Genomic DNA, 23667 nt, shown 5'->3' with positions numbered 1-23667 from the left:
GAGCCCGGCATCAGTTTCTCGAATGCTCGCAGACCAGAAAATTCACGTCGATAGACTGGCTCACGTTCACTCCTACTCAACCGCACCGACGCGGAAAGGTCTTCTATGCCCCGCACGGATTCGATCAACAGCACATCGGGCGAGAGCACGCGAGTGAAGCCGGGTGTTGGCGCGGCAGCACCCCCTGATAGCGACGGAGAAGTGCTGCTGCAGCGCGATGGACCGCTCGCCCGCATCATCTTGAACCGGCCGAAGGCGCTGAACGCGCTGACGCACGGCATGATCCGCGCTATCGCCACAGCTCTCACGGAGTGGGCCGACGATCCTGCCGTGCGCACCGTTCTGCTTACCGGAAGCGGAGATCGCGCCCTCTGTGCCGGCGGCGACATCGTCTCGATCTACCGGGACGCCCGCACGGACACCGGCGGCGACCCTGACGAGAACGCTCAATTCTGGGCAGATGAATACACGCTCAACGCGCAGATCAAGCGGTACCCCAAACCATTCGTCGCCCTGATGGACCGCATCGTGCTCGGCGGGGGAGTCGGGCTCTCCGGTCACGCCTCCTACCGCGTCGTGACCGGACGCACCAGGCTCGGTATGCCCGAGACCACCATCGGCTTCGTGCCCGACGTCGGTGGAACCTTCCTCTACTCGCGCATACCCGGCGAACTCGGCACCCACCTCGCCCTCACCGCCGCGACCATGACCGGCGCCGATGCGATCACCCTTGGCCTCGCCGACAGCTTCGTCGACTCGGCCCGGCTCGATAGTCTGGTCGACGCCCTCACACGGATGCCCGCTGCCGACGCTATCGCCGAGCACGCCGCGACGGTCGTGCCCCCGGGGCCGCTCCTGGCCGAGAGGCCTTGGATCGACGAGTGCTACGCCGGTGACGACCTGCCCGTGATTATCGACCGGTTGCAGAAATCATCCGTTGCGGCGGCCCGCGCAGCAGCCACCGCGATTCTGGCCAAGTCGCCGACCGCCGTCACGGTCACTCTGGAGTCGCTCCGCCGCGCCCGGAACCTCGGCACCCTTGAAGAGGTGCTCGAACAGGAATACCGGGTGTCCCTGCGCATGGTGGACGGGCACGACGTGATCGAGGGGATTCGTGCGCAGGTCATCGACAAGGACCGCACTCCCCGGTGGCAGCCGAGCACCCTGGACGCTGTCAGTGACACTGACGTGCACGCGCACTTCGCGCCGCTAGGTGCCCGCGCGCTGCGCTTGCCGCGCCCGAGCGACTTCGAACCCACACCGACCACCGAACGAAAGGCCACCACGTGAGCGACAGCACCCCAACCGCTGCACAATCGGATACCTACGACAACATCCTGCTCGACCGCCACGGCCGCGTCGGCGTCATCACCCTGAACCGCCCGAAGGCGCTCAACGCCCTCGACTTCGCCACCATGCAGGACGTCGTCGGTGCCGCCACCCGGCTCGACGCCGACCCCGAGATCGGTGCGATCATCATCACCGGTTCGGAACGCGCCTTCGCAGCCGGCGCCGACATCAAGGAGATGTCGACGATGACCTATATGGATATGTACCTCGCAGACTGGTTCGCCGGCTGGGACCGACTCGCGGCCGTGCGCACGCCGGTTATCGCCGCCGTCTCCGGCCACGCCCTCGGCGGCGGCTGCGAACTGGCTCTGATCTGCGATTTCATCATCGCCTCCGACACAGCCACCTTCGGCCAACCCGAGATCAAGCTCGGCGTCATCCCGGGCATGGGCGGGTCCCAGCGACTCACCCGCGCGGTCGGCAAGGCCAAGGCGATGGAGATGATCCTCACCGGCCGCACCATCGGCGCGGTCGAAGCCGAACGCGCCGGCCTCGTGGCCCGCATCGTGCCGGCTGCCGACCTCATGACCGACGCACTCGCCACCGCCACCGACATCGCCGCGAAATCGGCGCCGATCGCCATGCTCGCCAAGGAAGTCGTCAACGCGGCATACGAGTCCCTGCTCAGCGGCGGCATCCACTTGGAACGTCGCCTGTTTCACTCGGTGTTCGCCACCGATGACCAGAGCGAGGGCATGGCCGCCTTCGTCGAGAAGCGGCCTGCGGTCTTCACGAACCGTTGAACGCCCGCTAACGACCCGGCTTCCAGCTGTACTCGTTCTCGGGTCGTCCCGGCGTGCCGTAACGGGGAGCGCGCAGCACCAGGCCGGTGTCAGCGAGATACTCCAGGTAGCGCCGTGCCGTCACCCGGGAGAGTCCGAGCGGCTCCATCAGCTCACTCGCCGACACGGGCATGGCCTGCGACTGCAGGTACCTGACCACCGGGTTCAATGTCGATTCCGCCAGCCCCTTGGGCCGAGGGATATCGGTCGGCGCGCGCAGGCTCGCAAAGGCATGATCGACTGCCGACTGCGTCACGACGGATGCCTGCCCGTGCAGTTCCGCACGAAAGTCCCGGTAGCTGGACAATTTCGCAGCGAAGGTCGAATAGGTGAATGGCTTGATCAGGTACTGCACGAGGCCGGCCGCGATGGCTCCGCGCACGTTGTCGAGGTCACGCACCGCGGTGATGGCAATAATGTCTGTGGCGAGACCGGCCGAACGGATGCGCCGACTCACGTCGAGCCCGTGGCCGTCGGGCAGGTTCATGTCCATGAGCACGAGGTCGATCGGGGTTCCGGCCGAGGCAGCCGCTGCGACGCGACGAAATGCGTCCTGCCCGGTGCTGGCCGTGCCAGCCAGCTCGAAGCCGGCCAATCGACCCACATAGACCGCGTGAGCCTCGGCAGCGAGCGGCTCGTCCTCGACGACGAGCACGCGAATGACCGGGAGCGCGGCCTCAGCCATGATTGACCTCCGCCCGGGTCAGGTCTACACGCGTTTCGGCCGGAATCGTCACGGTGAAGACGGCGCCCTCGCGCCGCCCGATGGTGAGCGTGCCGCCGAGGCGGGTCACCGCCTGCCGCACTAAAGCCAGTCCGAGACCACGGCCGCCGCTCGATCGGCTCGGCACCGTGATGTTTGTTTCGTGACCGCCGGCAGCCAGGAGGTCCGCTTGCGGGAGGCCGGAATTCTTGGTGCTGAAGCCGAGTCGAAGCACGTCGTCGATAATGTCGGGACTCACGCCATCGCCGCTGTCGGCGACCTCGATCACGACGGCCTGCTCGGTAGATGACACCGTGACAGAGACACGACGAGGGTCCGGGCCGGCGGCCGCCGCGTCCAGAGCATTATCGACCAGATTGCCGAGCACGGTCACCAGGTCCTGAATCGACAGCCCGGACCGGGTGAGGGTGCCGGATGCCGTGACGGTCAGGGCGATTCCCAACTCATTGGCCTGCGCCGATTTGCCCATGATCAGGGCGCTGATCACCGGTTCGTCCACCGAACCGACCATCTCATCGGCGAGCTGCTGGCTCAACTCGAGATCTTTCGTGGCGAATTCGAGGGCCTGATCGGTGCGGCCGAGCTCCATCAGGGAGACGATCGTGTGCAATCGATTGGAATGCTCGTGGGTCTGCGCCCGCAGCGCGTCCGAGAGTGTGTGCATTGACTGCAATTCGCTGCCGAGGTTTTGCAGGTCGGTGTGGTCGCGAATCGTCGCCACGAATCCCATCGGGGTTGCCCGGGGCCCAGTCGCCGAAGTCGATGGGGCGATCGCGGGCTCCTGGCTGACCACGAGTACCCGCGCGTCGGTGACATGAATCTCATCGAGCGCGGTGCGGCCGCTGCGCAGCAACTCGCCGAGGCTCGGGGGCAGACTCAATTCGGTGAGGGTTGGCGGCCGCTCGTCGCTGCCCGCAGCCGGCCGCGGCGGAATGCCGAGCAGGCGCGCGGCCTGATCGTTGTACAGAACGAGATCGCCGCGCAGGTCGACCAGCACAAGCCCCTCACGAACCGAGTGCAGTACCGAATCGTAATAGACGAATAGTTGCGCGAGACGTTCCGGTCCCCAGCCCAGGGTCACCCGGCGTAAGTAGCGCCCGAGCAGCCAGGTGACCACTGACCCCGACGCGAGCAGCCCGAGAGCCAGACCGAGCACAGAGGGCAACCGGGCGTTCAGGGCGATCGTGATGTTGCTCGTGGTGGTGCCCACCGCTACGAGCGAGCGCACGGCGCCATCGGCATCCGTTACCGGCACCACGGCACGAACGGATGGCCCGAGCGTTCCCGTGCTGATTTCGGTGAAGGAGGTTCCGGACAGAGCCGGCTCGATGGCGCCGATGTAGTCCCGGCCGATCTCTGTGTCGGTGGGGTGGGTCCAACGAGTGCGGTTTGGAGCCATGATCGTGATGAAATCGAGCCCCGCGTCGGCGCTCAGCTCGAGCGCGTAGGGCTGCAACGACGCGCTCGGGTCGGCCGACTCACTCGCCGCGAGCACGAGTGGACTGTCGGCGATGGCGGTGGCGACCGCGAGCATCCGGTTGCCGGTCTCGATGTAGCCGCGATCGCGCGTGTCGACGAAGAAGGCCGTTCCGACGAAGACCGTGAGCACGACGATGAACAGTGCGTGCGCGAAAAAGAGCCGTCGAGCGATGCTCCATTCCTTACGCACTGCCTGCCTCTTTCGTGAGCTCGTGAACAATATGACCGCAACCGTGCGCGAGCGGGCTGCGTCGACCAGTGTGGAACGAATTGCACCGACCGGAGCCCCTGGTGGACCAGGTTAAGCCTAGACATAGGAGTCTGACATGGCATCGACGCCATCAACCCGAACCAAACTTAACAAATCCGGCAAGCCGAAGAAGCGAATCGACTCATCCCACTACCTGTACATGGCCGTCATCGTCGCGGTTATTCTGGGTATCGTCGTCGGCTTGGTCTGGGGCGGGCCCGAGGGTTTCGCGGTCTCGCTCAAGCCGCTTGGTGACCTGTTCATCGCCCTGATCAAGATGATGATCGCCCCGATCATTTTCTGCACGATCATTCTCGGCATCGGCTCGATCGCCAAGGCTGCCACCGTCGGCAAGATCGGTGGCCTGGCCCTCGGCTACTTCCTGATCATGTCGACCTTTGCACTTGGCATCGGACTGGTCGTGGGAAACATGATTCACCCGGGTGAGGGCATCAACCTGTCGGATGCCACCTTCGAGGCCACCGAATCAGCCGACACCAAATCGTTCCTGCTCGGGATCGTTCCCACCACCTTGTTCTCGTCGCTGACCAGCGGTAACATTTTGCAGACGCTGCTCGTGGCACTCATCGCCGGCTTCGCGCTGCAGCGCATGGGCCCGGCCGGCAAGCCGATCCTCGATGGGCTAGCCCACGTGCAGGCCCTGGTCTTTCGCATTCTGATCATGGTCATGTGGCTTGCCCCGATCGGTGCGTTCGGTGCGATCGCCGCGGTCGTCGGTGCCACCGGCATCCAGGCCGTGATCAGTTTGTTCACGCTCATGGCCGCCTTCTACATCACCTGCATCCTCTTCATCGTGGTCATCCTGGGCGGCCTCCTCAAGCTGGTCACGGGTGTGAACCTGTTCAAGCTCATGCGCTACCTCGGCCGGGAATACCTGCTGATCGTGTCGACGTCGTCGTCCGAAGCCGCGCTGCCGCGACTGATCGCCAAGATGGAACACCTCGGCGTCTCCAAGCCCGTCGTTGGAGTCACCGTGCCTACCGGCTACTCATTCAACCTCGACGGCACCGCGATCTACCTCACCATGGCCTCGCTGTTCATCGCCAACGCGCTCGGTCAGCCGCTCGCCCTCGGCGAACAGATTGGGCTGCTCGTCTTCATGATCATCGCCAGCAAGGGCGCCGCCGGAGTCTCCGGCGCCGGCCTCGCCACCCTGGCCGCGGGCCTGCAGGCCCACGCCCCGCAACTCGTCGGTGGTGTCGGCTTCATCGTCGGCATCGACCGCTTCATGTCTGAAGCTCGCGCGCTGACCAACTTCACCGGCAACGCTGTGGCGACCGTCATGATCGGCTCCTGGACCAAGGAACTCGACCGGGTGCAGGTTGACCGTGTGCTCGACAAGCTCGAACCGTTCGACGAGCGCACCATGCTCACACACGGTCACGTGAGCGCGGCGGAGAGCCAGCGCACCGCCGAGCAGGCCGCGCAGTCCAAGGTTTTGGAACGCGCTTAAGTACAAATCGCGAGTATTCGACTCGCGCTACGGGTGTCGTCCGGAGAAGTCTTCCCGGGCGACACCTTTCTTTTATGCATTCTTTCGGTGTACCGAAAAGTCGGTATGTTAGGCTCATGCACGGTCTTACAACCCTTCACCAGGACGCGCACGCGTAGCCACCATTTGAGATGGAACGGTCGCATGCGTATGGTGAGGCGCCGACGGACGTGATCCCATGATCGCTCCAGCCCACGCTGATTCTCGCGCCCGGGCCGCTTGGTGCCCACCCGTCCGACACGAGAGCACAGCGCTGCGTAGACCGTGAGATCGGCTACGGGGGCGTGCACCGGAGAACGCGTGACCGAGAGTCCAGAAACCATAGCCGTCAAGGCAGATAACCTCTACAAAGCCTTCGGGCGCCGCCCGCATGAGATCGTCAAGAAGCTCAAGGCCGGCAAGAGCCGCGCTGAAATCTCCTCCCTCGGAGTTGCCGCCGTCATCGACGCCTCCTTCGAGGTCAAGAAGGGCGAGATCTTCGTCGTCATGGGCCTGTCGGGCTCGGGCAAGTCGACCCTCATTCGCATGCTCAACGGCCTCTGGGACACCACCTCCGGCACTGTGACCGTCGGTGGCACCGATATCACGCGCGTGTCCGCCAGGGAACTGCGCGACGTGCGCCGCAAGAACATCTCCATGGTGTTCCAGCACTTCGCCTTGTTGCCGCATCGCACCGTGATCGACAACGTCGCCTACGGCCTTGAAATCCAGGGTATGGGTCGCACGGAACGCCTCGCGAAGGCCCAGATCATCATCGATCTGGTCGGCCTGGCTGGCTGGGCCGACAACCTGCCCTCCGAGTTGTCCGGTGGAATGCAGCAGCGGGTGGGCCTCGGTCGTGCCCTCGCGGCCGACACCGACGTGCTGCTCATGGACGAGGCCTTCTCGGCCCTCGACCCGCTCATTCGCCGCGAAATGCAGGAGCAGCTCATCGAGCTGCAGGCCGCCCTCGGCAAGACGATCATCTTCATCACCCACGACCTGAACGAGGCCATGTTTCTCGGTGATCGTATCGCCGTTATGCGCGATGGTCGCATCGTGCAGATCGGCACGCCCGAGGAGATTCTCACCGACCCGGCCAACGACTACGTCGCTCAGTTCGTGCAGGATGTCGACCGGGCGCGCGTTCTCACCGCCGCGAGCGTGATGGAACCGGTGCGTTCGGTCATCACGAAGACCGCGGGCCCCCGAGCGGCGCTGCGGACCATGCGTGACCTGCAGACATCCGTCACTTTTGTGCTCAACCGCGACCGCAGCTTCGCCGGTATCGTGCGCGACCGTGATGTATTGAAATTGGTCAAAGCCGGCGAGACCGATCTGGGCGGCATCATTCGTGATGACGCTAAAGCGGTGCTGCCCGAAACCGCCCTGGTCGATCTCGTCGAGCCCTCGGTCGAGAGCGAATTGCCGATCGCCGTCGTCGATGAGAAGAACCGCCTGCTCGGCGTGATTCCTCGCGTGACCCTGCTCGCCGCCATCGGGAACGTCACGTCGAATACCGGTCCACTGCCGGTGGTATTGCCGCCGGCCACCATCTCGATCAGCCAGATCACCGAAATTCTCGGAGAAACCGCCGATGATACACAGATCGATACCGAAGGAGTACACGCATGAACGACTTTCGCATTCCTCTCGGCTCATGGGTCGAGTCCTTCGTCGACTTCATCACCGACACCTTCGGCTTTATCTTCGACTTCGTTCGCGCGGGTTTCGACGGCGCGTACGAGGGCGTCGAATTCTTGCTCGGAGCACCGCCGTTTTGGGCGATCATGCTCGTGCTGGGCGTCCTCGCTCTCGGCATCCGTGGTTGGAAGTTCGCCGTGGGCACCGTTGTCGGATTGCTCGTCATTCTCGGAGTCGACCAGTGGGACAACGCAATGGACACCCTCGCCCTCGTGCTCGTCGCGAGTGTGTTGGCCATTGTGATCAGCGTTCCGCTCGGCATCCTGGCGGCCAAGTCGACGCTCGCGTCGAACATCATTCGCCCGGTACTCGACTTCATGCAGACCATGCCAGCGTTCGTTTACCTTATCCCGGCGCTCATCCTGTTTCGGATCGGTGTGGTACCCGGAATCGTCGCGACGATCATCTTCGCGATGGCCCCCGGAGTGCGCCTGACCGAGCTCGGCATCCGCAGTGTTGACCAGGAAGTCGTCGAGGCCGGACAGGCCTTCGGTGCTTCCCCGTGGCGCATCCTGCGTCAGATTCAGCTGCCCCTGGCCACCCCGAGCATCATGGCCGGCATTAACCAGGTCATCATGCTCTCGCTCTCCATGGTCGTCATCTCTGGCTTGGTCGGAGCAGGCGGACTCGGAGCGCAGGTCATCGCGAGCCTCAACCGAATCGACATTGCGCTCGGCTTCGAAGCCGGCCTGGCCGTGGTGATCCTCGCAATCTTCCTCGACCGCATCACGGCGTCGCTCGGCAGTTCCGATTCGGGTGGCCTCTTCGGCAGCATCCGTCGCGTTCTGCGGTCGCGCCGGGGAACGGATGCCGCGGCGTCCGTTGCCGACACGAATCTGGCCCCGCATCCTGCTCGCGTCTAACGCGAGCCCAACAGATCTACGGCTGCATCCGCAACCGTTCACAGTATGGCTCCCGCCATATGCACCACGAGTCAACCCCAGTCACCCACAGCAGGTGGCACGAAAGGAAGACCTATGAAGTACCGTTCTAAATCCATCCTTGCCTTCGGAGCAGTCAGCATGTTTGCCCTCGCCGGCTGCGCCGCCTCCGGTGAGACCGAAACCGTCGGAAACGGCAACGACGACAACAAAGACATGTCGATCGCCGTGTTTAACGGGTGGGACGAAGGTATTGCGGCTTCCCACCTGTGGAAGTCCATCCTCGATGACAAGGGCTACAACGTCGAGCTCGAATACGCAGATGTCGCGCCGGTCTACCTCGGCTTGTCCGAGGGCGATTATGACCTCAGCATGGACGTCTGGCTGCCGGTCACCCACGCCGAGTACCTCGACGAGTATGGCGACAAAATCGTTGACCTCGGAGCCTGGAACGAGGAGTCTCGCAACGCGATCGCCGTCAACGCGGATGCCCCGATCGACTCGCTCGAGGAACTCGCGGCCAACGCCGACCTGTTCGGCAACCGCATCGTCGGCATCGAGCCCGGCGCCGGCTTGACCCTCGCGACCACGAACAACGTTATTCCGGGCTACGGCCTCGAAGGCATGGAATACCTCACCTCGTCGACGGCGGCCATGCTCACCGAACTGCAGACGGCCACCGACAACGGCGAGAACATCGTCGTCACCCTGTGGGAACCGCACTGGGCCTATGGCGTGTTCCCGCTCAAGAACCTTGAGGACCCGCAGGGTGCCCTGGGCGGCGTCGAGAGCATCCACTCTTACGCCAAGGGTGACTTCAAGACCGAGTTCCCGACGGCTGCCGGCTGGGTTGAGAACTTCGAGATGGACCTGGACATGCTTTACTCGCTCGAGAACGCCATGTTCGTCGACTACGACGGCCAGGACTACGCCCCGATCGTCGCCCAGTGGATGGAAGACAATCAGGAGTACGTGGACGGCCTCACCAGCTAGTCACGCTTTCTGCACAACAGAACGGCCCGCGTCCTCTTCGGACGCGGGCCGTTCTGTTGTGCTGTGCGCGGCGCAGAGTTAGGCGGCTTCGAGCTCGCGCACCTGCTGCAGCCAGCCGTCGAACAGGTCGCTGTCGAAGTCGTCGACGCTTTTCAGCTTGAGCTCGCTCATTTCGGCCGACCCGCTCGCATTAAGTTTGCCCGAGTCATCGGTGATGGCCTGGCCACGCCAGAACAACACGGTCACGAAGGTAGGGTAGGCCTTGAAGCCGGCTACCGGCACATCGTCGTTGAGCCAGACCGGATGTCCGTGCCACAGTTCCGTTGCGGTCTCCGGCAGCCCTAGATCGAACGTGGACCGGAGCAGGTCAACAACGCTGGCGAGCGGCTCGGCGGGAACGGCAACGTACTCGTCAATATTCGACGGCTTGGCCGTTGGCTTGATCGGGGCAATGGGGGCGGGTGTGGATGTCAGGTGGATAGCCTCTTTCGATGGGAGAGATCACGCCCGACACGCTGCCGGGCATTTGGTTCAGAACTCCACACTCTCACGTCAACCCCCGGCGCGGCTGGGTAGACACTCAGGAACGGCTCGTCAGTAGACGAAAAAACGCCGCCCACCAACCGAAGGGTCGATGGGCGGCGTGCCGGGCGTCCGCGTTAGGCGGCGGGAGTCGCTGCAGTGCCCACAATGTCGACGACGAACACGAGGGTATCCGTTCCGCTGATACCAGCCTGATCATTGCCCGCTTCGCCATAGCCTTCGGCCGGTGGCAAGACCGCTAGTACCTGGGATCCGACGGTCTGGCCGACGAGCGCGGCGCCGAAGCCCGGAACGACCCGGTTGGTGGCAAAGGTCGCCGGTCCGACCGTGGTCCATGAGGAGTCGAAGGTTTTGCCGCTGGCCCAGATCACACCGGTGTATTCAACCGACACGGTGTCGCCATCGGCGACCACGGCTCCGTCACCCAGCTTCAAGGGTGCGATCTTGAGTTCGGTCGGCGCGTCTGTGTCGGGGATGGTGATGGTCGGAGCACCATCCTTGGCGAGTGTGACGGTGGGAAGGCCGTCGACGGCGGGCTGGTCGACACCGTCGGCACGGTCGGCGAGGTTGGTCACAGAGATGACGTCGATGACGAAGACAACCGAGTCACCCGCTGCGATTCCGATTTCGGAGGCGCCCGTGGTGCCAAAGGCATCGTCGCTCGTACTGACCGTCACGATGCGGTCGCCTTCAACGGCACAGTTGACGGCCCGCACGAGTCCCGGCAGGAACGTATCGCCGACGGTGACGGTCTCGCTGGACCCGTCGGTCGGGTATTTCGTTTCCTGCACCACGGCGCCGGTGGTTCCGTTATACACCGAGAGTGAGGCAGCTACCAAGGAACCGCCGCCTGCCTCGGTGGTGCCGGTTCCCTTGATGGCCACCGTGCGCTGGGTAGACGAGGGGTCAAGCGGCTCGGCGAAGTCCACGGCGGGAACGCCGCCGAAGTCGCCGGTCACATCGACGGCGTCCGAGATCTTGCCCGGGGAGGTGCATTCGGCAAAGGCAGCATCGGCCGCGGGAGCGGTATCCGTTGGCTGGGGAGTATCGCTGCTTCCGCAAGCGGTCAGCGCGAGCGTCAGGCCAACGATGGCGAGCAGGGCGGGAATCTTCGACACGGGGCCTCTTTCGAGAACGTAGCTGCAGACAGGCAGGCACGGATCGGGTGAATGTCTGGGTGGCGCGAACGCCCAAATCCCTACTCTGCCACGCTTCGCCTCAGAACGGGCTGAGTGGATGCCTCGGCGTGGCGACCGGGCAGGCGAGAGTCAGTCGTCGAGACCGCGGGCGATCAGGGCCTCACCCAGGGCATCCGCTGCGTAGAGCGAGCGCACCACCACCGGAACGGCGATCGACAGGAGCGAGCCCCGCGTACCGCGGGCCGTGCGGGCCTCGAGCACCTCGCGCACGATGTCGCTCACCAACGGAATGCAGCGAATGGTGAGCGCGACGAGCAACCCCACCCGGTCGGCGTCGATGAACCGGCGGAACGGTCGCAGCAGGGCTTGGAACGCTTCGAGCACGGCAGTGACCGTCGTGGTCATCGTGAACAGGGCGGCGAGGGCCACTGCCACGAGCAGACGGCCAGCCATCAGAGCGGCGACCATCCAGCCGGAGAGCAATCCCTGGATTGGTACCGCGACCAGCAGGATCAGCAGAATCGGGGCGATCTGGGCTGCGGCCGCTCGCACCGGAACCTGCGCCAATAAAAACAAAAGCACGACGCCGGCCGCCGCGCCGCCGACGACCCACGGATTGGGCGAGATTCCGATCAGAACGACGCAGAGTGAGAGCAGAAACAGCTTGAGCAGGGTGGGCGCCCGGTGAATGAGCGAGGTGCCGGGGCTGTACAGGCCGATCATGTGCCGCTGCTCACTGCAGCAGGGCGCGGTACGCCGCCAGGGACTGCTCGGGTGCGCCGTCAGCGACGACCGTACCGTCTTCGATCACGATCACGCGATCGAATTCTTCGACCAGGTGCAGGTGGTGGGTGACGACGATGACCTGCTGGGGAAGCGTGTGCAGTAGCTCTCCGATGCGCCGGGCATTTCGGGCATCGAGCAGCGTCGTCGGTTCGTCGGCAACGACCGTGGCCGGACGTGCCACCAAAACGGCGGCGAGGGCGAGCAGTTGCTTCTGCCCGCCGGAGAGGCGGTGCGCTGGTTGCTCGGCGTGCTCGCTCAAACCGAACTGTTCCAGGGCGGCCGCCGTGCGCTCGGCGATCTCGGCGGGGGAGAGACCGCGTCGACGCAGGGTGAACGCCACGTCTTCCTGCACGGTGGGCATCACGATCTGGTTGTCGGGATTCGTGAAAATGAACCCCACCTTGCGGCGCACGTCGCGAGCATGGCGGGCCACGTCGAGCCCGTCCACCGTCACGGTGCCGCTCGTTGGAGTGACGAGCCCATTGATCATGCGCACGAGCGTGGATTTACCCGAGCCGTTCGCGCCGACGATACCGATGCGGTGCTCGGTCAGGCTGAGGTTCACGTTGCGCAGCACCCTGCGCTCACCGAATGACTGCCCGACCTGGTCGAAGCGTATGACGCTCACGCTACCGGCCGGCGACCCTTCGCGATCAGGCCAGGATAGGCCTTGTGCACCTGGCGGGCGACCAGCACGGTCACGATGACCTTGATCAGGTCGCCGGGTATGAACGCGAGGTTCAGGCCGATCGTGGTCACGAGCGGCAGTCCGAGGTTGAGGGCCATGACGGGAATACCAACCAGGTAGACGGCGACGATGCCGCCGAGAATCGTGGCGCCGAGAGCGGGCCAAAACGGGTATTTCGGCAGCAGGCGGGCGGTGAGGTATCCGGTGACGAAGGCACCGAGCAGCCAGCCGTACAGGTATCCTGCGGCCGGACTGACTGTGAAGACGCCGATGCCGCCGCGAGCGCCGGCGAGCAGGGGGAGACCCACCGCTGTCAGAACGAGAAACAGCAGCACGGCGAGGGTTCCCTTGCGCGGGCCGAGAATCGCCCCGGCGAGCATCACGCCGAGGGTCTGCATGGTGATCGGCACCGGCCCGATGTTGAGGGGTCCCGGCAGGCCGAGCGCCGCGATGAGGGCGGCGAAGATAGCGATCTGGGCAAGATCACGGGCGGGCATAATGCGCCTTGTCGGGGCGCTCGAACGTGCGGTGTCGGTCATGGTTTTAAATCTAGAATTCGGCGCCTACCCGCCGCTGAAGAATATCTACAACAAAACACCGCGAACTGTAGAGGTCGTGATCGGGATCACGAGCCAGCAGCTTCAATCGCATCCGCTGCCCGCACCAGGGCCAGGTGTGAGAGCGCTTGCGGGGTGTTGCCCATCTGGTGCCCGCTGGTCACGTCGTACTCCTCGGAGAGCAGCCCGACATCGTTCACGAAGCCGAGCAGTCGATTCATGAGCGCATTGGCGTCATCACGTCTTCCCGACTTGGCGTATTGCTCGACCAGCCAGAAGGAACAGGCTAGAAACGGATGCTCACCCGGCGGCAATCCGTCCACCGCGGCGTGGGTGCGGTAACGCAGCAACAGCCCATCTCGCATGAGGTCTGCCTCGATCGCAGCCACCGTGCCGAGCATGCGTGGATCGGTGGGTGCGCAGAAGCCGACCTGTGGGAGTACGAGGAGCGAGGCATCCACTTCGGTGCTGCCGCAGTACTGCACATAGCTATTTCGATTCGCGTCAAAAGCGCGAGTCTCGATGTCGGTGCGCACCTCGTCGCGCAGGGTCCTCCAACGGTCGAGCGGACCGTCGAGGCCGCACTCTTCGATGCCGCGCACGGCGCGGTCGAAGGCGGCCCAGACCATCACCCGCGAGTGGGTGAATTCGCGGGCTTGGCCGCGTACTTCCCAGATGCCCTGGTCGGCGCGGCGCCAGTTCTTCTCGAGAAAGCTCATGAGGGCGCGCTGCAGCGGCCAGGAGAACTCGTTCTCGCGCACGCCCGCGGCGCGGGCTGCATGCAGGGCTACCATGACCTCGCCGATCACGTCGGATTGGAACTGGTCGACCGCGCTGTTACCCACGCGCGCGGGGGAGGAGCCCTGGTAGCCGGGCAGGGCGGTCAGTTCGTGTTCGGGCAGGTAGCGCTCGCCGGAGAGCCCGTACATGATCTGCACGTCGCTCGGGTCGCCGGCAATGGCGCGAAGCAGCCAGGCCCGCCAGCCGCCGGCCTCCACCTCGTAGCCGTGGCTGAGTAAAACCTCGAGCGTGAGCGAGGCATCGCGGAGCCAGACATAGCGATAGTCCCAGTTGCGGGTGCCCCCGATCTGCTCGGGCAGCGAGGTAGTCGCGGCCGCCACAATGCCGCCGGTTCGCTCATGCGTCAGCGCCCGCAGCACGAGCAGGGAACGAACCACCTGGGCGCGTAAGGGGCCCTCGTGGCTGCAATTCGACGCCCATTTCTGCCACCAGGCGCAGGTTGCGGCGTGGACGGCATCGATGTCGATGGCGGCTGGAGTATCGCGGTGCGAGGGATACCAGGTCAGATGGGCGTCGACCGTGTCGCCAGCGGTGACGTCGAAATGGGACACGTGGCGGTGGTCTGAGGCGCGCAGGGCAGGGCCGCGCACCACGATGGCGTCGGGCCCGGCGATCGCCACGAGGCCGTGCACCGACTCGCCCTTGAGCTGGCGCACCCACGGGATCGTTGTGGCATAGCCAAAGCGGATGCGCAGATCCTGAGTCATGTGCACCGTGCCGCTGATGCCGCGCACCCGGCGCACCAGATCGGCCCGGCCGTTGCCGTGCGGCATGAAGTCGAGTACCTCGACCTGGCCTGTTTTCGTGGTCCACACCGTCGACAACACGAAGGTATCACCCTGATAGCTGCGGGTGGCGGTGGCTTCCTCGTCGGCCGGTGCCAGCAGCCAACGGCCGTGGTTCTCGCTGCCGAGGAGGGCTCCAAACATGGAAGCGGAATCATAGCGTGGCAGGCAGAGCCAGTCAATGCTGCCGTCTCGACCTACGAGAGCCGCCGAATGGCAATCGCTGATGAGCGCGTAGTCCTCGATATTGAGTGCCATCAGGCCATCCTGTCAGCAACAGGGTGAGAATTCGCCGACGATCGGGCATCGTCGATTGTTGCTGATGCGGTTAGACGACGAGGCGGGCCGATGCGAGCGTTGCGGAGGCCTTGTCAATCCAGGCAGCGGAGGCCGCAGCCGGGTCGTCGTCGTTCGGTTCAACCGACGTGGCCTCGGCGAGCAGGGCGTGCATCGAGGCAGTGTCGGCTAATGCAGCGGTGATTGGTGCAGCGTCCCGTGCCGGGGCCTGGCTCGCGGCTGGTTCGCTCCAGGTCGTGATTGGCGCGGGAGACCAGGTCAGAGCCGTCGGCTCACCGCTGGTCTCGCCGCGCAGAGCGGCTTGTTGGGTGGTGATCGCGTCGGTCAATTCGGTCGCGATCTCTCTGGCCTTCAACCCGTGAAAAATGACCTCGGTGTCGTCCGCGCTGCGGGCCACTAGCGTCCAGGCGCCGTGCTCACCGACCAACGCCGTGAGCTTGTCGTGCAGCAGTTCGAAAATCTGTTCGTCGCGCAGCACCGGGGTGGAGGCCACGCTCAGCGCCGCACTCGCGGCCAAACGTCGGCGTCGACGACCAAACATGACAAGCCCCTTTCCGGTGCGCGTGTGCAGCTGAAATGAGCCGCTCTATATTTTGGGTGAAAAGTCGTCGACTTACCGGGGGACACGCCGCCGAACTAGCCGATTGGGAGCTGAATTCAGCTCTCGACCTGACGTTTATTTGCGTCTTCGATGACCGTGCCGATGGCGACGGCGGCGCTCAGGCCCCAGCCGAGCCACAGCATCACGAGACGCCAGTCCCGCGGGCCGTGCCGCGTGGCCTGCACGGTGTTCCAACCACCGGCGATAACGCCGATCATTGCGGTGCTGAACAAGAATTTTCGCATGTGTTCCTCCGGCATCAGGTTACCCGAGAATAGGCGTGGTCCGACTGGTAACCTTAGGGCTGCAACAGAGGTGTGCACCTCGGGTGTGCCCGGAACGGATGATCCATCACAACTTCAGCCGAGCCCACACGGTCCCTGGTCGACCCGCCCCCCGTGGCGCCGGCGCCTACCCCCGCCGGCACGTACACTTTCGTCGTCGTCTCCAACCGGCTACCGGTAGATTACGAAGAGGCCAAGGATGGCGCCGTCACCTGGCGCACGTCGCCCGGCGGGCTGGTCACCGCACTTGAACCGCTGATGCGTTCCTCGCATGGGGCCTGGGTCGGCTGGCCGGGTGTCGCCGCCCGCGATTTCGAACCGTTCGAAAATGACGGGATCTCGCTCGTGCCGGTGAGGCTCGATGAAGCCGACATCGAAGATTACTACGAGGGCTTTTCCAACGACACGCTCTGGCCGCTGTATCACGACGTTATCGCTCCGCCGAGCTTTCACCGCGAAACGTGGGAAGCGTACATTACGGTCAACCGCCGATTCGCGGCGGCGGCTGCTGCAGTCGCTGCCCCGGGCGCAACGGTTTGGGTGCACGACTACCAGCTGCAGCTTGTGCCGCGCATGTTGCGCGAAGCCCGCCCCGACCTCGTCATCGGTTTCTTCAATCACATTCCCTTTCCGCCATATGGAATCTATGCGCAGCTGCCCTGGCGCAAACAGATTCTGCACGGGTTGCTTGGTGCTGACGTGATCGGCTTTCAGCGCAGTGCCGACGCCGGTAACTTCTCCCAAGCGGTACGTCGTCTCTACGGCTACCCCACCCGCGGCGTCGTCATCGACGTGCCGACCAGTGAGAGCGGCCAGAATGGGGACTCCCGCCGCGTCATCGCCAAACACTTTCCCATCTCGATCGACTCGGCCGGCTATGAAGATCTCGCCCGGCGCCCCGACATTCAAGCCAGGGCTCGCCAAATTCGCGAAGACCTTGGCAATCCCAAAACACTGATGCTCGGTGTCGACCGGCTCGACTACACCAAGGGTATCGGTCACCGCATCAAGGCCTTTGGTGAGCTGCTCGCCGACGGCCGGTTGAGCGTTGAAGACGTCACCCTGGTGCAGGTTGCCAGCCCGTCACGCGAACGCGTCAGTACCTATATGGCCCTGCGTGACGAGATCGAGCTCGCTGTCGGCCGGCTCAACGGCGATTTCTCGACTATCAGTCACACTGCCATCAGCTACCACCACCACAGTTATCCGCGCGAAGAGATGGTCGCGATGTATCTCGCCGCCGATGTCATGCTCGTCACGGCCTTGCGCGACGGCATGAACCTGGTCGCCAAAGAATATGTGGCTGCGCGTTTCGACGTTGACGGAGTGCTTGTGTTGAGCGAGTTCGCCGGCGCCGCCGATGAACTCAAACAGGCGATTCTTATTAATCCGCACGACATCGACGGTACTAAGGATGCCATCGTGCGGGCGGTCGAGATGCCCAAACGGGAGCGTACGCGCCGCATGCGGTCGCTGCGACGCAAAGTCGCCGAAAACGATGTCGCCGTCTGGTCGGCTTCCTTCCTACGAGCGCTGACCGGCGGTGCCGCTGTGCCCGCCGGAATTTCCGACGACCTCGACCTAGCCCTGCAGAGCCTTGCCGGCGCCGAGAACCTGCTCATCGCCCTCGACTTCGACGGCACCCTGGCGCCCCACGTCGACCATCCCGAAGACGCCCGCGCCATCGCCGGCAACCGGGAAGCCGTGCAGGCCCTGCTCGATCTGCCCGGCGTGCGAGTCGCCCTCGTCTCCGGACGGGCCCTGGTCAGCCTGCAACACGTTGCCCAGCCGCAGAGTTCGGTGCTGCTTACCGGCTCGCACGGCATCGAGGTGCAGCTGGACACCCCCGAGATTGAACTCAACCTGCTTTCCACCGAGCTCGAGCAACTCGATACCCTCGCCCGGGTGCTCGAGAGCATCTCCGGCGGGATCGCCGGCACCACAATCGAGCGCAAGCCCGCGGGCATGGCCCTGCACACTCGCCTCGCAACCGAGGAAGACGGCGAGAGAGCCGAACGTCAGGCCCGCGAGCAACTGGGCGATCAGCTGCCCGGGCTGACCGTTCGAGAAGGTAAGAACGTGCTCGAATTCTCGGTGCGGTCGAGCACCAAGGGCGACGCCCTGAAGAAGCTGCGCGACTACACCGGCGCCGACCGCGTGTTCTACGCCGGTGACGACGTGACCGACGAGGATGCCTTCGGCGCTTTGCGTGACGACGACCTTGGGCTCAAAATTGGGCAGGGTGCCACTCTCGCGAGTTACCGGGTGCGCAGCCCGCACGAGGTTATCCAAGTGCTGGTGCGTATCGCGGAGCTCCGCGCTGCCCCGGCGGGTTAACCCGGCTCGGCAAGGTTCTAGACTCGGAAGCATGTCTGAGATCGATGTGAAACCCCGTAGCCGCGACGTCACCGATGGGATCGAGGCCACCACATCTCGTGGAATGCTGCGTGCAGTCGGTATGGGCGATGCGGACTGGGACAAGCCCCAGATCGGTATTGCGAGCTCGTGGAACGAGATCACACCGTGCAACCTATCGCTCGACCGCCTGGCGCAGGCGGCGAAGGAGGGCGTGCACTCCGGCGGCGGCTACCCGCTGCAGTTCGGTACCATCTCGGTCTCCGACGGAATATCGATGGGTCACGAAGGCATGCACTTCTCCCTCGTCTCCCGGGAAGTCATCGCTGACTCGGTCGAGGTCGTCATGCAGGCCGAACGTCTCGATGGCAGCGTGCTGCTCGCCGGCTGCGACAAGTCGCTGCCGGGCATGCTCATGGCCGCCGCTCGACTCGACCTCGCGAGCGTGTTCCTCTACGCCGGATCGATCGCGCCGGGCTGGGTCAAACTCTCCGACGGCACCGAAAAAGACATCACCATCATCGACTCGTTCGAAGCGGTCGGCGCGGTGAAAGCGGGACGCATGAGTGAAGCGGATGCCAAGCGCATCGAGTGTGCGTTTGCTCCCGGCGAGGGTGCCTGTGGTGGCATGTACACGGCGAACACCATGGCCAGCGTCGCGGAAGCCCTCGGGATGAGCCTGCCCGGCTCGGCGAGCCCGGCATCCGCTGATCGTCGCCGCGACTATTTCGCCCGCCGCTCGGGCGAAGCCGTCGTCAACATGTTGCGCCTCGGCATCACCGCCCGCGACATTCTCACCCGCAAGGCGTTTGAGAACGCCATCGCCGTGGCCATGGCCTTCGGTGGCTCGACCAACGTCGTGCTGCACCTGCTCGCGATCGCCCGCGAGGCCGAGGTCGAACTCACCCTCGACGACTTCAACCGCATCGGCGACCAGGTTCCGCACATTGGCGACCTCAAGCCCTTCGGCAAGTACGTCATGAACGACGTCGACCGTCAGGGCGGCGTTCCCGTCGTCATGCGCGCGCTGCTCGAGGCCGGCCTCATTCACGGCGATGCCCTCACCGTGACCGGCAAGACCGTGGCCGAGAACCTCGCCGAAATCGACCCGCCCGACCTCGACGGGGAGGTGTTGCGAACGCTCGACAACCCCATTCACAAAAGCGGTGGCATCACCATCCTCAAGGGCACCTTTGCGCCAGAGGGTGCCGTCGTGAAGACCGCTGGATTCGACGCCGCCGTCTTCGAGGGACCGGCACGGGTCTTCGAGCGAGAACGTGCGGCGATGGATGCCCTGACCGAAGGCAAGATCTATAAGGGTGACGTTGTCATCATCCGCTATGAAGGCCCAAAGGGCGGGCCGGGAATGCGCGAGATGCTCTCGATCACCGCCGCGATCAAGGGCGCAGGGCTCGGCTCCGATGTACTACTATTAACGGACGGTCGATTCTCAGGCGGCACAACCGGACTGTGCATCGGCCACATAGCACCCGAAGCGGTGGACGCAGGTCCAATTGCCTTCGTGCGCGATGGGGATCTGATACGGGTCGATATCGCAGCTCGCACGCTTGACCTACTGGTCGCACCTGCTGAGTTCGCCGCCCGCCGAGAAGGCTGGGCGCCGCTTCCCCCGCGTTATACCCGTGGCGTCCTCGCCAAATACGCCAAGCTCGTGCACTCAGCCGCCGAAGGTGCCATCACTGGGTGATCCCGCGCACGGGTAAGCCCAAACCCATCGATTCGAAGTAGGGACTCAACGACCATGACCACGGAAACCACTCCCGTGCCTTCAGCTCCGGCGTCTGCCGAGCCGGAGATGCTCACCGGCTCGGGTGCAATCATTCGCACTCTCGAACTCCTCGGCGTCACCGACGTCTTCGGCATCCCCGGCGGCGCCGTCATTCCGCTGTACGACGAGCTCATGACCCAAACCAAGATTCGCCACATTCTGGTACGCCACGAACAGGGCGCCGGCCACGCGGCCGAGGGCTACGCCTCCGCCACCGGTCGCGTCGGCGTCGCAATTGCCACCAGCGGCCCGGGTGCCACCAACCTCGTCACCGCCATAGCGGACGCCTACATGGACTCGGTTCCGTTGCTCGCGATCACCGGCCAGGTGTTCTCCACTTCGATGGGAACGGACGCCTTCCAGGAAGCCGACATTATCGGTATCACCATGCCGATCACCAAGCATTCCTTTCTTGCTCGCCGCGCCGAGGAGATTCCGGCTGCGATCGCGTCGGCGTACCACATCGCCTCCACCGGCCGGCCAGGCCCGGTGCTCGTTGACATCACCAAGGATGCCCAGCAGAACCTGGCACCGTTCATCTGGCCGCCCAAACTCGACCTGCCCGGCTACCGGCCGATCGTCAAGGCCCACGGCAAGCAGGTGCAGGCGGCAGCGCAGCTGCTGCTGGCCGCGAAGAAGCCCGTACTGTATGTGGGCGGCGGTGTCATTCGCGCCCACGCATCCGCTGAACTGCTTGCCCTGGCCGAGGCGACCGGTGCGCCCGTCGTGACCACGCTCATGGCCCGCGGAGCCTTTCCCGACTCGCACCCCCAGCACCTCGGTATGCCGGGCATGCACGGCACGGTTTCGGCCGTTCTCGCGCTGCAGGAGAGCGACCTCATCATTTCGCTCGGGGCCCGTTTCGACGACCGGGTAACCGGAAAAATCAGCGAATTCGCCCCTAGTGCGAAGATCGTGCACGTTGACGTCGACCCGGCTGAGATTTCCAAGATTCGCTTCGCCGATGTACCCATCGTCGGTGACGCCAAGGACGTCATTGCCGACCTGATCATCGCCTGGACGGAAGTCGCCCAGGCTGGCGCGTCCGACACCGCCGAGTGGTGGACCTACCTGCACGGACTGAAGGAGGAGTTTCCGCTCGGTTTCACCGAGCCGACCGATGGACTGCTCGCTCCGCAGTATGTGATCCAGCGCATCGGTGAGCTCACCGGACCCGAAGCGGTCTACGCGGCCGGCGTCGGCCAGCACCAAATGTGGGCGGCGCAGTTCATCAAGTACGAACGCCCCAACTCGTGGCTCAACTCCGGGGGCGCCGGCACCATGGGCTACTCCGTTCCGGCCGCCATGGGAGCCAAGGTGGCCGAACCTGACCGGGTCGTCTGGTCGATCGACGGCGACGGCTGCTTCCAGATGACCAATCAGGAACTCGCCACCTGCACGATCAACAAGATCCCGATCAAGGTCGCGATCATCAACAACTCCTCGCTCGGCATGGTGCGCCAGTGGCAGTCGCTGTTCTACGACGGGCGCCACTCGTTCACAGACCTCAACACCGGTCACGGTACCGCCATGGTGCCCGACTTCGTCAAGATGGCGGATGCCTATGGCGCGCTCGGAATTCGGGTAACCAGCAAGGACCAGGTAGATGACGCCATCAAACTGGCCCTCGCCACCAACGACCGCCCGGTCGTGATCGACTTCATCGTGAGCCCCGGCGCCATGGTCTGGCCGATGGTTCCGCAGGGAGTCAGCAACAGTTTCGTTCAATACGCCAAAGACCACGCACCAACCTGGGGAGACGAATAACCGTGACGAGCCACGTTCTGAGTCTGCTCGTCGAGGACAAGCCCGGCCTGCTCACGCGCGTCGCCGGCCTGTTCGCGCGTCGCGGGTTCAACATTGAAAGCCTCGCCGTGGGCCACAGCGAGATCCCCGGCCTGTCCCGCATCACGATCCTGGTCGATGTCGACGACGTGCCGCTCGAGCAGGTGACCAAACAGCTCAACAAGCTCATCAACGTCATCAAGATCGTCGAGCTCGACGTGTCCCAGTCGGTGCAGCGCGAACACCTGCTGATCAAGGTCAAGGTCGACAGCACGACCCGCTCGCAGGTGCTCGAAGCGGTCAACCTGTTCCGTGCCCGCGTCGTCGACGTGGCCACCGACGCCGTCGTGATCGAGGTCACCGGCGACAGCGGCAAGACCCAGGCGCTGCTGCGGGTGCTTGAACCGTTCGGCATTCGGGAACTCGCCCAGTCCGGTCTGCTGGCCATCGGCCGCGGATCGAAGTCGATCACCGAGCGCGTCTTCAGAAACTAACGTTTTCAGTTTTCCAATCATCAATTTACGAGGAGAGAAACATATTGTCTGAGATTTTCTACGACAAAGACGCCGACCTGACGATCATCCAGGGCAAGAAGGTGGCCGTCATCGGCTACGGCTCGCAGGGTCACGCCCATGCGCAGAACCTGCGCGACTCCGGAGTTGAGGTCAAGATCGGCCTGAAAGACGGCTCCAAGAGCACGGCCAAGGCCGAAGAAGCCGGCTTCACCGTACTGACCACAGCGGATGCCGCGGCCTGGGCCGACGTCATCGTCATCCTCGCTCCCGACCAGGTGCAGCGTCACCTGTACAAGGACGACGTGCTGCCGAACCTCGCCGCCGGCAAGGTCCTCGTCTTTGGACACGGCTTCAACATCCGCTTCGGCTATATCACCGCTCCGGACGGCGTCGACGTCGTCATGGTCGCTCCCAAGGGACCCGGCCACACCGTGCGCCGCGAATTCGAAGCCGGCCGTGGCGTTCCCGTGATCGTCGCCGTCGAGAAAGATGCTTCGGGTAACGCGTGGCCGATCACCCTCAGCTACGCCAAGGCGATCGGTGGCCTGCGCGCCGCCGGCATCAAGACCACCTTCACCGAAGAGACCGAAACCGACCTGTTCGGTGAGCAGGCCGTGCTCTGCGGTGGTACGTCACAGCTCATCCAGTACGGCTTCGAGGTTCTCACCGAGGCCGGCTACCAGCCGCAGGTTGCCTACTTCGAGGTGCTGCACGAGCTCAAGCTCATCGTCGACCTCATGTGGGAGGGCGGCATCGCCAAGCAGCGTTGGAGCGTCTCCGACACCGCGGAATACGGCGACTACGTCTCGGGTCCGCGCGTCATCGACCCGAGCGTCAAGGAGAACATGAAGGCCGTTCTCGCCGACATCCAGAGCGGCGCGTTTGCTGAGCGCTTCATCGCCGATCAGGACAACGGCGGAGTCGAGTTCCTCGCCCTGCGCAAGAAGGGCGAAGAGCACCCGATCGAAGCAACCGGCCGCAGCCTGCGCAAGCTCTTCGCGTGGAACGCGTCGACCGACGACGACTACGTCGACGGCGAAGCCGCCCGCTAGGTCCCCGCTCGCCCCACTCACCCTGCCCTTCCCCT

At 64.4% G+C, this 23667-nt stretch carries 21 protein-coding genes; 11 read left to right on the top strand and 10 right to left on the bottom strand.

The genetic code is table 11. The features are described from left to right. The first annotated feature begins 105 nt into the window (after window positions 1-105). Window positions 106-1290 (top strand): enoyl-CoA hydratase/isomerase family protein, encoded by a 1185-nt coding sequence (locus CXY74_RS14055; RefSeq protein ID WP_104200995.1) that lies wholly within the window; start codon window positions 106-108, stop codon window positions 1288-1290. After that, entirely contained in the window at window positions 1287-2093 is an 807-nt protein-coding gene (locus CXY74_RS14050) for an enoyl-CoA hydratase (protein WP_104200994.1), read from the top strand. The genes CXY74_RS14055 and CXY74_RS14050 overlap by 4 nt, the downstream gene beginning before the upstream one ends. 7 nt (window positions 2094-2100) lie before the next feature. On the opposite strand, the gene CXY74_RS14045 is transcribed toward CXY74_RS14050, so the two are convergent. Continuing rightward, window positions 2101-2817 (bottom strand): response regulator, encoded by a 717-nt coding sequence (locus tag CXY74_RS14045; protein WP_104200993.1) that lies wholly within the window; start codon window positions 2815-2817, stop codon window positions 2101-2103. After that, window positions 2810-4525 (bottom strand): sensor histidine kinase, encoded by a 1716-nt coding sequence (locus tag CXY74_RS14040; protein WP_104200992.1) that lies wholly within the window; start codon window positions 4523-4525, stop codon window positions 2810-2812. Before CXY74_RS14040 ends, CXY74_RS14045 begins: the two co-directional genes overlap by 8 nt. 136 nt (window positions 4526-4661) lie before the next feature. Here CXY74_RS14040 and CXY74_RS14035 point away from each other — a divergent pair, with 136 nt between their 5' ends. The 4 genes from CXY74_RS14035 (at window position 4662) to CXY74_RS14020 (ending at window position 9655) form a co-directional block, all read left to right on the top strand. Further along, window positions 4662-6059: a cation:dicarboxylate symporter family transporter gene (locus tag CXY74_RS14035; RefSeq protein WP_104200991.1), complete on the top strand. Its 1398-nt coding sequence runs from the start codon at window positions 4662-4664 to the stop codon at window positions 6057-6059. A 339-nt stretch (window positions 6060-6398) separates the two neighbouring features. Continuing rightward, on the top strand, window positions 6399-7712 hold the full coding sequence (locus CXY74_RS14030; RefSeq protein WP_104200990.1) for a glycine betaine/L-proline ABC transporter ATP-binding protein: 1314 nt from the start codon (window positions 6399-6401) through the stop codon (window positions 7710-7712). Beyond that, window positions 7709-8644: a proline/glycine betaine ABC transporter permease gene (locus tag CXY74_RS14025; protein WP_104200989.1), complete on the top strand. Its 936-nt coding sequence runs from the start codon at window positions 7709-7711 to the stop codon at window positions 8642-8644. Before CXY74_RS14030 ends, CXY74_RS14025 begins: the two co-directional genes overlap by 4 nt. A gap of 114 nt (window positions 8645-8758) precedes the next feature. Then, window positions 8759-9655, top strand: coding sequence for a glycine betaine ABC transporter substrate-binding protein (locus tag CXY74_RS14020; protein ID WP_104200988.1), 897 nt, complete (start codon window positions 8759-8761; stop codon window positions 9653-9655). A 78-nt stretch (window positions 9656-9733) separates the two neighbouring features. Here CXY74_RS14020 and CXY74_RS18065 read toward each other — a convergent pair whose 3' ends face one another. The 8 genes from CXY74_RS18065 to CXY74_RS13980 all read right to left on the bottom strand — a co-directional run bounded on the left by CXY74_RS18065 (window position 9734) and on the right by CXY74_RS13980 (window position 16097). Further along, window positions 9734-10021 (bottom strand): DUF1801 domain-containing protein, encoded by a 288-nt coding sequence (locus CXY74_RS18065; protein WP_255409549.1) that lies wholly within the window; start codon window positions 10019-10021, stop codon window positions 9734-9736. 293 nt (window positions 10022-10314) lie between these two features. Further along, complete coding sequence (locus CXY74_RS14010; RefSeq protein WP_104200986.1) at window positions 10315-11316, bottom strand: FKBP-type peptidyl-prolyl cis-trans isomerase; 1002 nt, start codon at window positions 11314-11316, stop codon at window positions 10315-10317. A 150-nt stretch (window positions 11317-11466) separates the two neighbouring features. Beyond that, window positions 11467-12060, bottom strand: coding sequence for an energy-coupling factor transporter transmembrane protein EcfT (locus CXY74_RS14005; protein ID WP_104200985.1), 594 nt, complete (start codon window positions 12058-12060; stop codon window positions 11467-11469). Between the two features lie 10 nt (window positions 12061-12070). Then, window positions 12071-12751: an ABC transporter ATP-binding protein gene (locus tag CXY74_RS14000; protein WP_104200984.1), complete on the bottom strand. Its 681-nt coding sequence runs from the start codon at window positions 12749-12751 to the stop codon at window positions 12071-12073. Beyond that, window positions 12748-13350: a biotin transporter BioY gene (locus CXY74_RS13995; protein ID WP_104200983.1), complete on the bottom strand. Its 603-nt coding sequence runs from the start codon at window positions 13348-13350 to the stop codon at window positions 12748-12750. Before CXY74_RS13995 ends, CXY74_RS14000 begins: the two co-directional genes overlap by 4 nt. A gap of 86 nt (window positions 13351-13436) precedes the next feature. Beyond that, a complete protein-coding gene (locus CXY74_RS13990; protein ID WP_104200982.1) occupies window positions 13437-15212 on the bottom strand; it encodes a glycoside hydrolase family 15 protein in 1776 nt (591 codons plus the stop codon). Window positions 15213-15282: 70 nt separating this feature from the next. Beyond that, window positions 15283-15792 carry a hypothetical protein gene (locus CXY74_RS13985; protein ID WP_146070148.1) on the bottom strand — a complete coding sequence of 170 codons (510 nt, stop codon included), beginning with the start codon at window positions 15790-15792 and terminating at the stop codon, window positions 15283-15285. Between the two features lie 116 nt (window positions 15793-15908). Beyond that, complete coding sequence (locus tag CXY74_RS13980) at window positions 15909-16097, bottom strand: hypothetical protein (protein WP_104200980.1); 189 nt, start codon at window positions 16095-16097, stop codon at window positions 15909-15911. A gap of 153 nt (window positions 16098-16250) precedes the next feature. Here CXY74_RS13980 and CXY74_RS13975 point away from each other — a divergent pair, with 153 nt between their 5' ends. From CXY74_RS13975 to ilvC, 5 genes are read left to right on the top strand one after another with little or no spacing between them, the layout of a single operon-like run. Continuing rightward, window positions 16251-18473 carry a bifunctional alpha,alpha-trehalose-phosphate synthase (UDP-forming)/trehalose-phosphatase gene (locus CXY74_RS13975; protein WP_233193409.1) on the top strand — a complete coding sequence of 741 codons (2223 nt, stop codon included), beginning with the start codon at window positions 16251-16253 and terminating at the stop codon, window positions 18471-18473. 31 nt (window positions 18474-18504) lie between these two features. Beyond that, entirely contained in the window at window positions 18505-20199 is a 1695-nt protein-coding gene (ilvD, locus tag CXY74_RS13970; RefSeq protein ID WP_104200978.1) for a dihydroxy-acid dehydratase, read from the top strand. Window positions 20200-20253: 54 nt separating this feature from the next. Continuing rightward, a complete protein-coding gene (locus tag CXY74_RS13965) occupies window positions 20254-22047 on the top strand; it encodes an acetolactate synthase large subunit (RefSeq protein WP_104200977.1) in 1794 nt (597 codons plus the stop codon). A 2-nt stretch (window positions 22048-22049) separates the two neighbouring features. Then, on the top strand, window positions 22050-22559 hold the full coding sequence (gene ilvN / locus CXY74_RS13960) for an acetolactate synthase small subunit (protein WP_199183240.1): 510 nt from the start codon (window positions 22050-22052) through the stop codon (window positions 22557-22559). Window positions 22560-22603: 44 nt separating this feature from the next. After that, complete coding sequence (gene ilvC, locus CXY74_RS13955) at window positions 22604-23632, top strand: ketol-acid reductoisomerase (protein ID WP_104200975.1); 1029 nt, start codon at window positions 22604-22606, stop codon at window positions 23630-23632. Window positions 23633-23667 lie beyond the last annotated feature (35 nt).

Source organism: Cryobacterium sp. Y29 (genome assembly GCF_002929825.1).
Taxonomy (GTDB): domain Bacteria; phylum Actinomycetota; class Actinomycetes; order Actinomycetales; family Microbacteriaceae; genus Cryobacterium.
The sequence above is the reverse complement of the archived record's forward strand: the minus strand, read 5'-3'. Positions and strand labels throughout refer to the sequence as shown.

What these genes read in the sequence shown, in the direction of transcription:
- CXY74_RS13965 (WP_104200977.1), top strand. Translation starts at nt 20,254, where the DNA reads ATGACCACGGAAACCACTCCCGTGCCTTCAGCTCCGGCGTCTGCCGAG.
- CXY74_RS13995 (WP_104200983.1), bottom strand. Translation starts at nt 13,350, where the DNA reads ATGACCGACACCGCACGTTCGAGCGCCCCGACAAGGCGCATTATGCCC.
- CXY74_RS14055 (WP_104200995.1), top strand. Translation starts at nt 106, where the DNA reads ATGCCCCGCACGGATTCGATCAACAGCACATCGGGCGAGAGCACGCGA.
- CXY74_RS13985 (WP_146070148.1), bottom strand. Translation starts at nt 15,792, where the DNA reads ATGTTTGGTCGTCGACGCCGACGTTTGGCCGCGAGTGCGGCGCTGAGC.
- CXY74_RS14035 (WP_104200991.1), top strand. Translation starts at nt 4,662, where the DNA reads ATGGCATCGACGCCATCAACCCGAACCAAACTTAACAAATCCGGCAAG.
- CXY74_RS14005 (WP_104200985.1), bottom strand. Translation starts at nt 12,060, where the DNA reads ATGATCGGCCTGTACAGCCCCGGCACCTCGCTCATTCACCGGGCGCCC.
- CXY74_RS14020 (WP_104200988.1), top strand. Translation starts at nt 8,759, where the DNA reads ATGAAGTACCGTTCTAAATCCATCCTTGCCTTCGGAGCAGTCAGCATG.
- CXY74_RS13990 (WP_104200982.1), bottom strand. Translation starts at nt 15,212, where the DNA reads ATGGCACTCAATATCGAGGACTACGCGCTCATCAGCGATTGCCATTCG.
- CXY74_RS14025 (WP_104200989.1), top strand. Translation starts at nt 7,709, where the DNA reads ATGAACGACTTTCGCATTCCTCTCGGCTCATGGGTCGAGTCCTTCGTC.
- ilvD (WP_104200978.1), top strand. Translation starts at nt 18,505, where the DNA reads ATGTCTGAGATCGATGTGAAACCCCGTAGCCGCGACGTCACCGATGGG.
- CXY74_RS14045 (WP_104200993.1), bottom strand. Translation starts at nt 2,817, where the DNA reads ATGGCTGAGGCCGCGCTCCCGGTCATTCGCGTGCTCGTCGTCGAGGAC.
- CXY74_RS13980 (WP_104200980.1), bottom strand. Translation starts at nt 16,097, where the DNA reads ATGCGAAAATTCTTGTTCAGCACCGCAATGATCGGCGTTATCGCCGGT.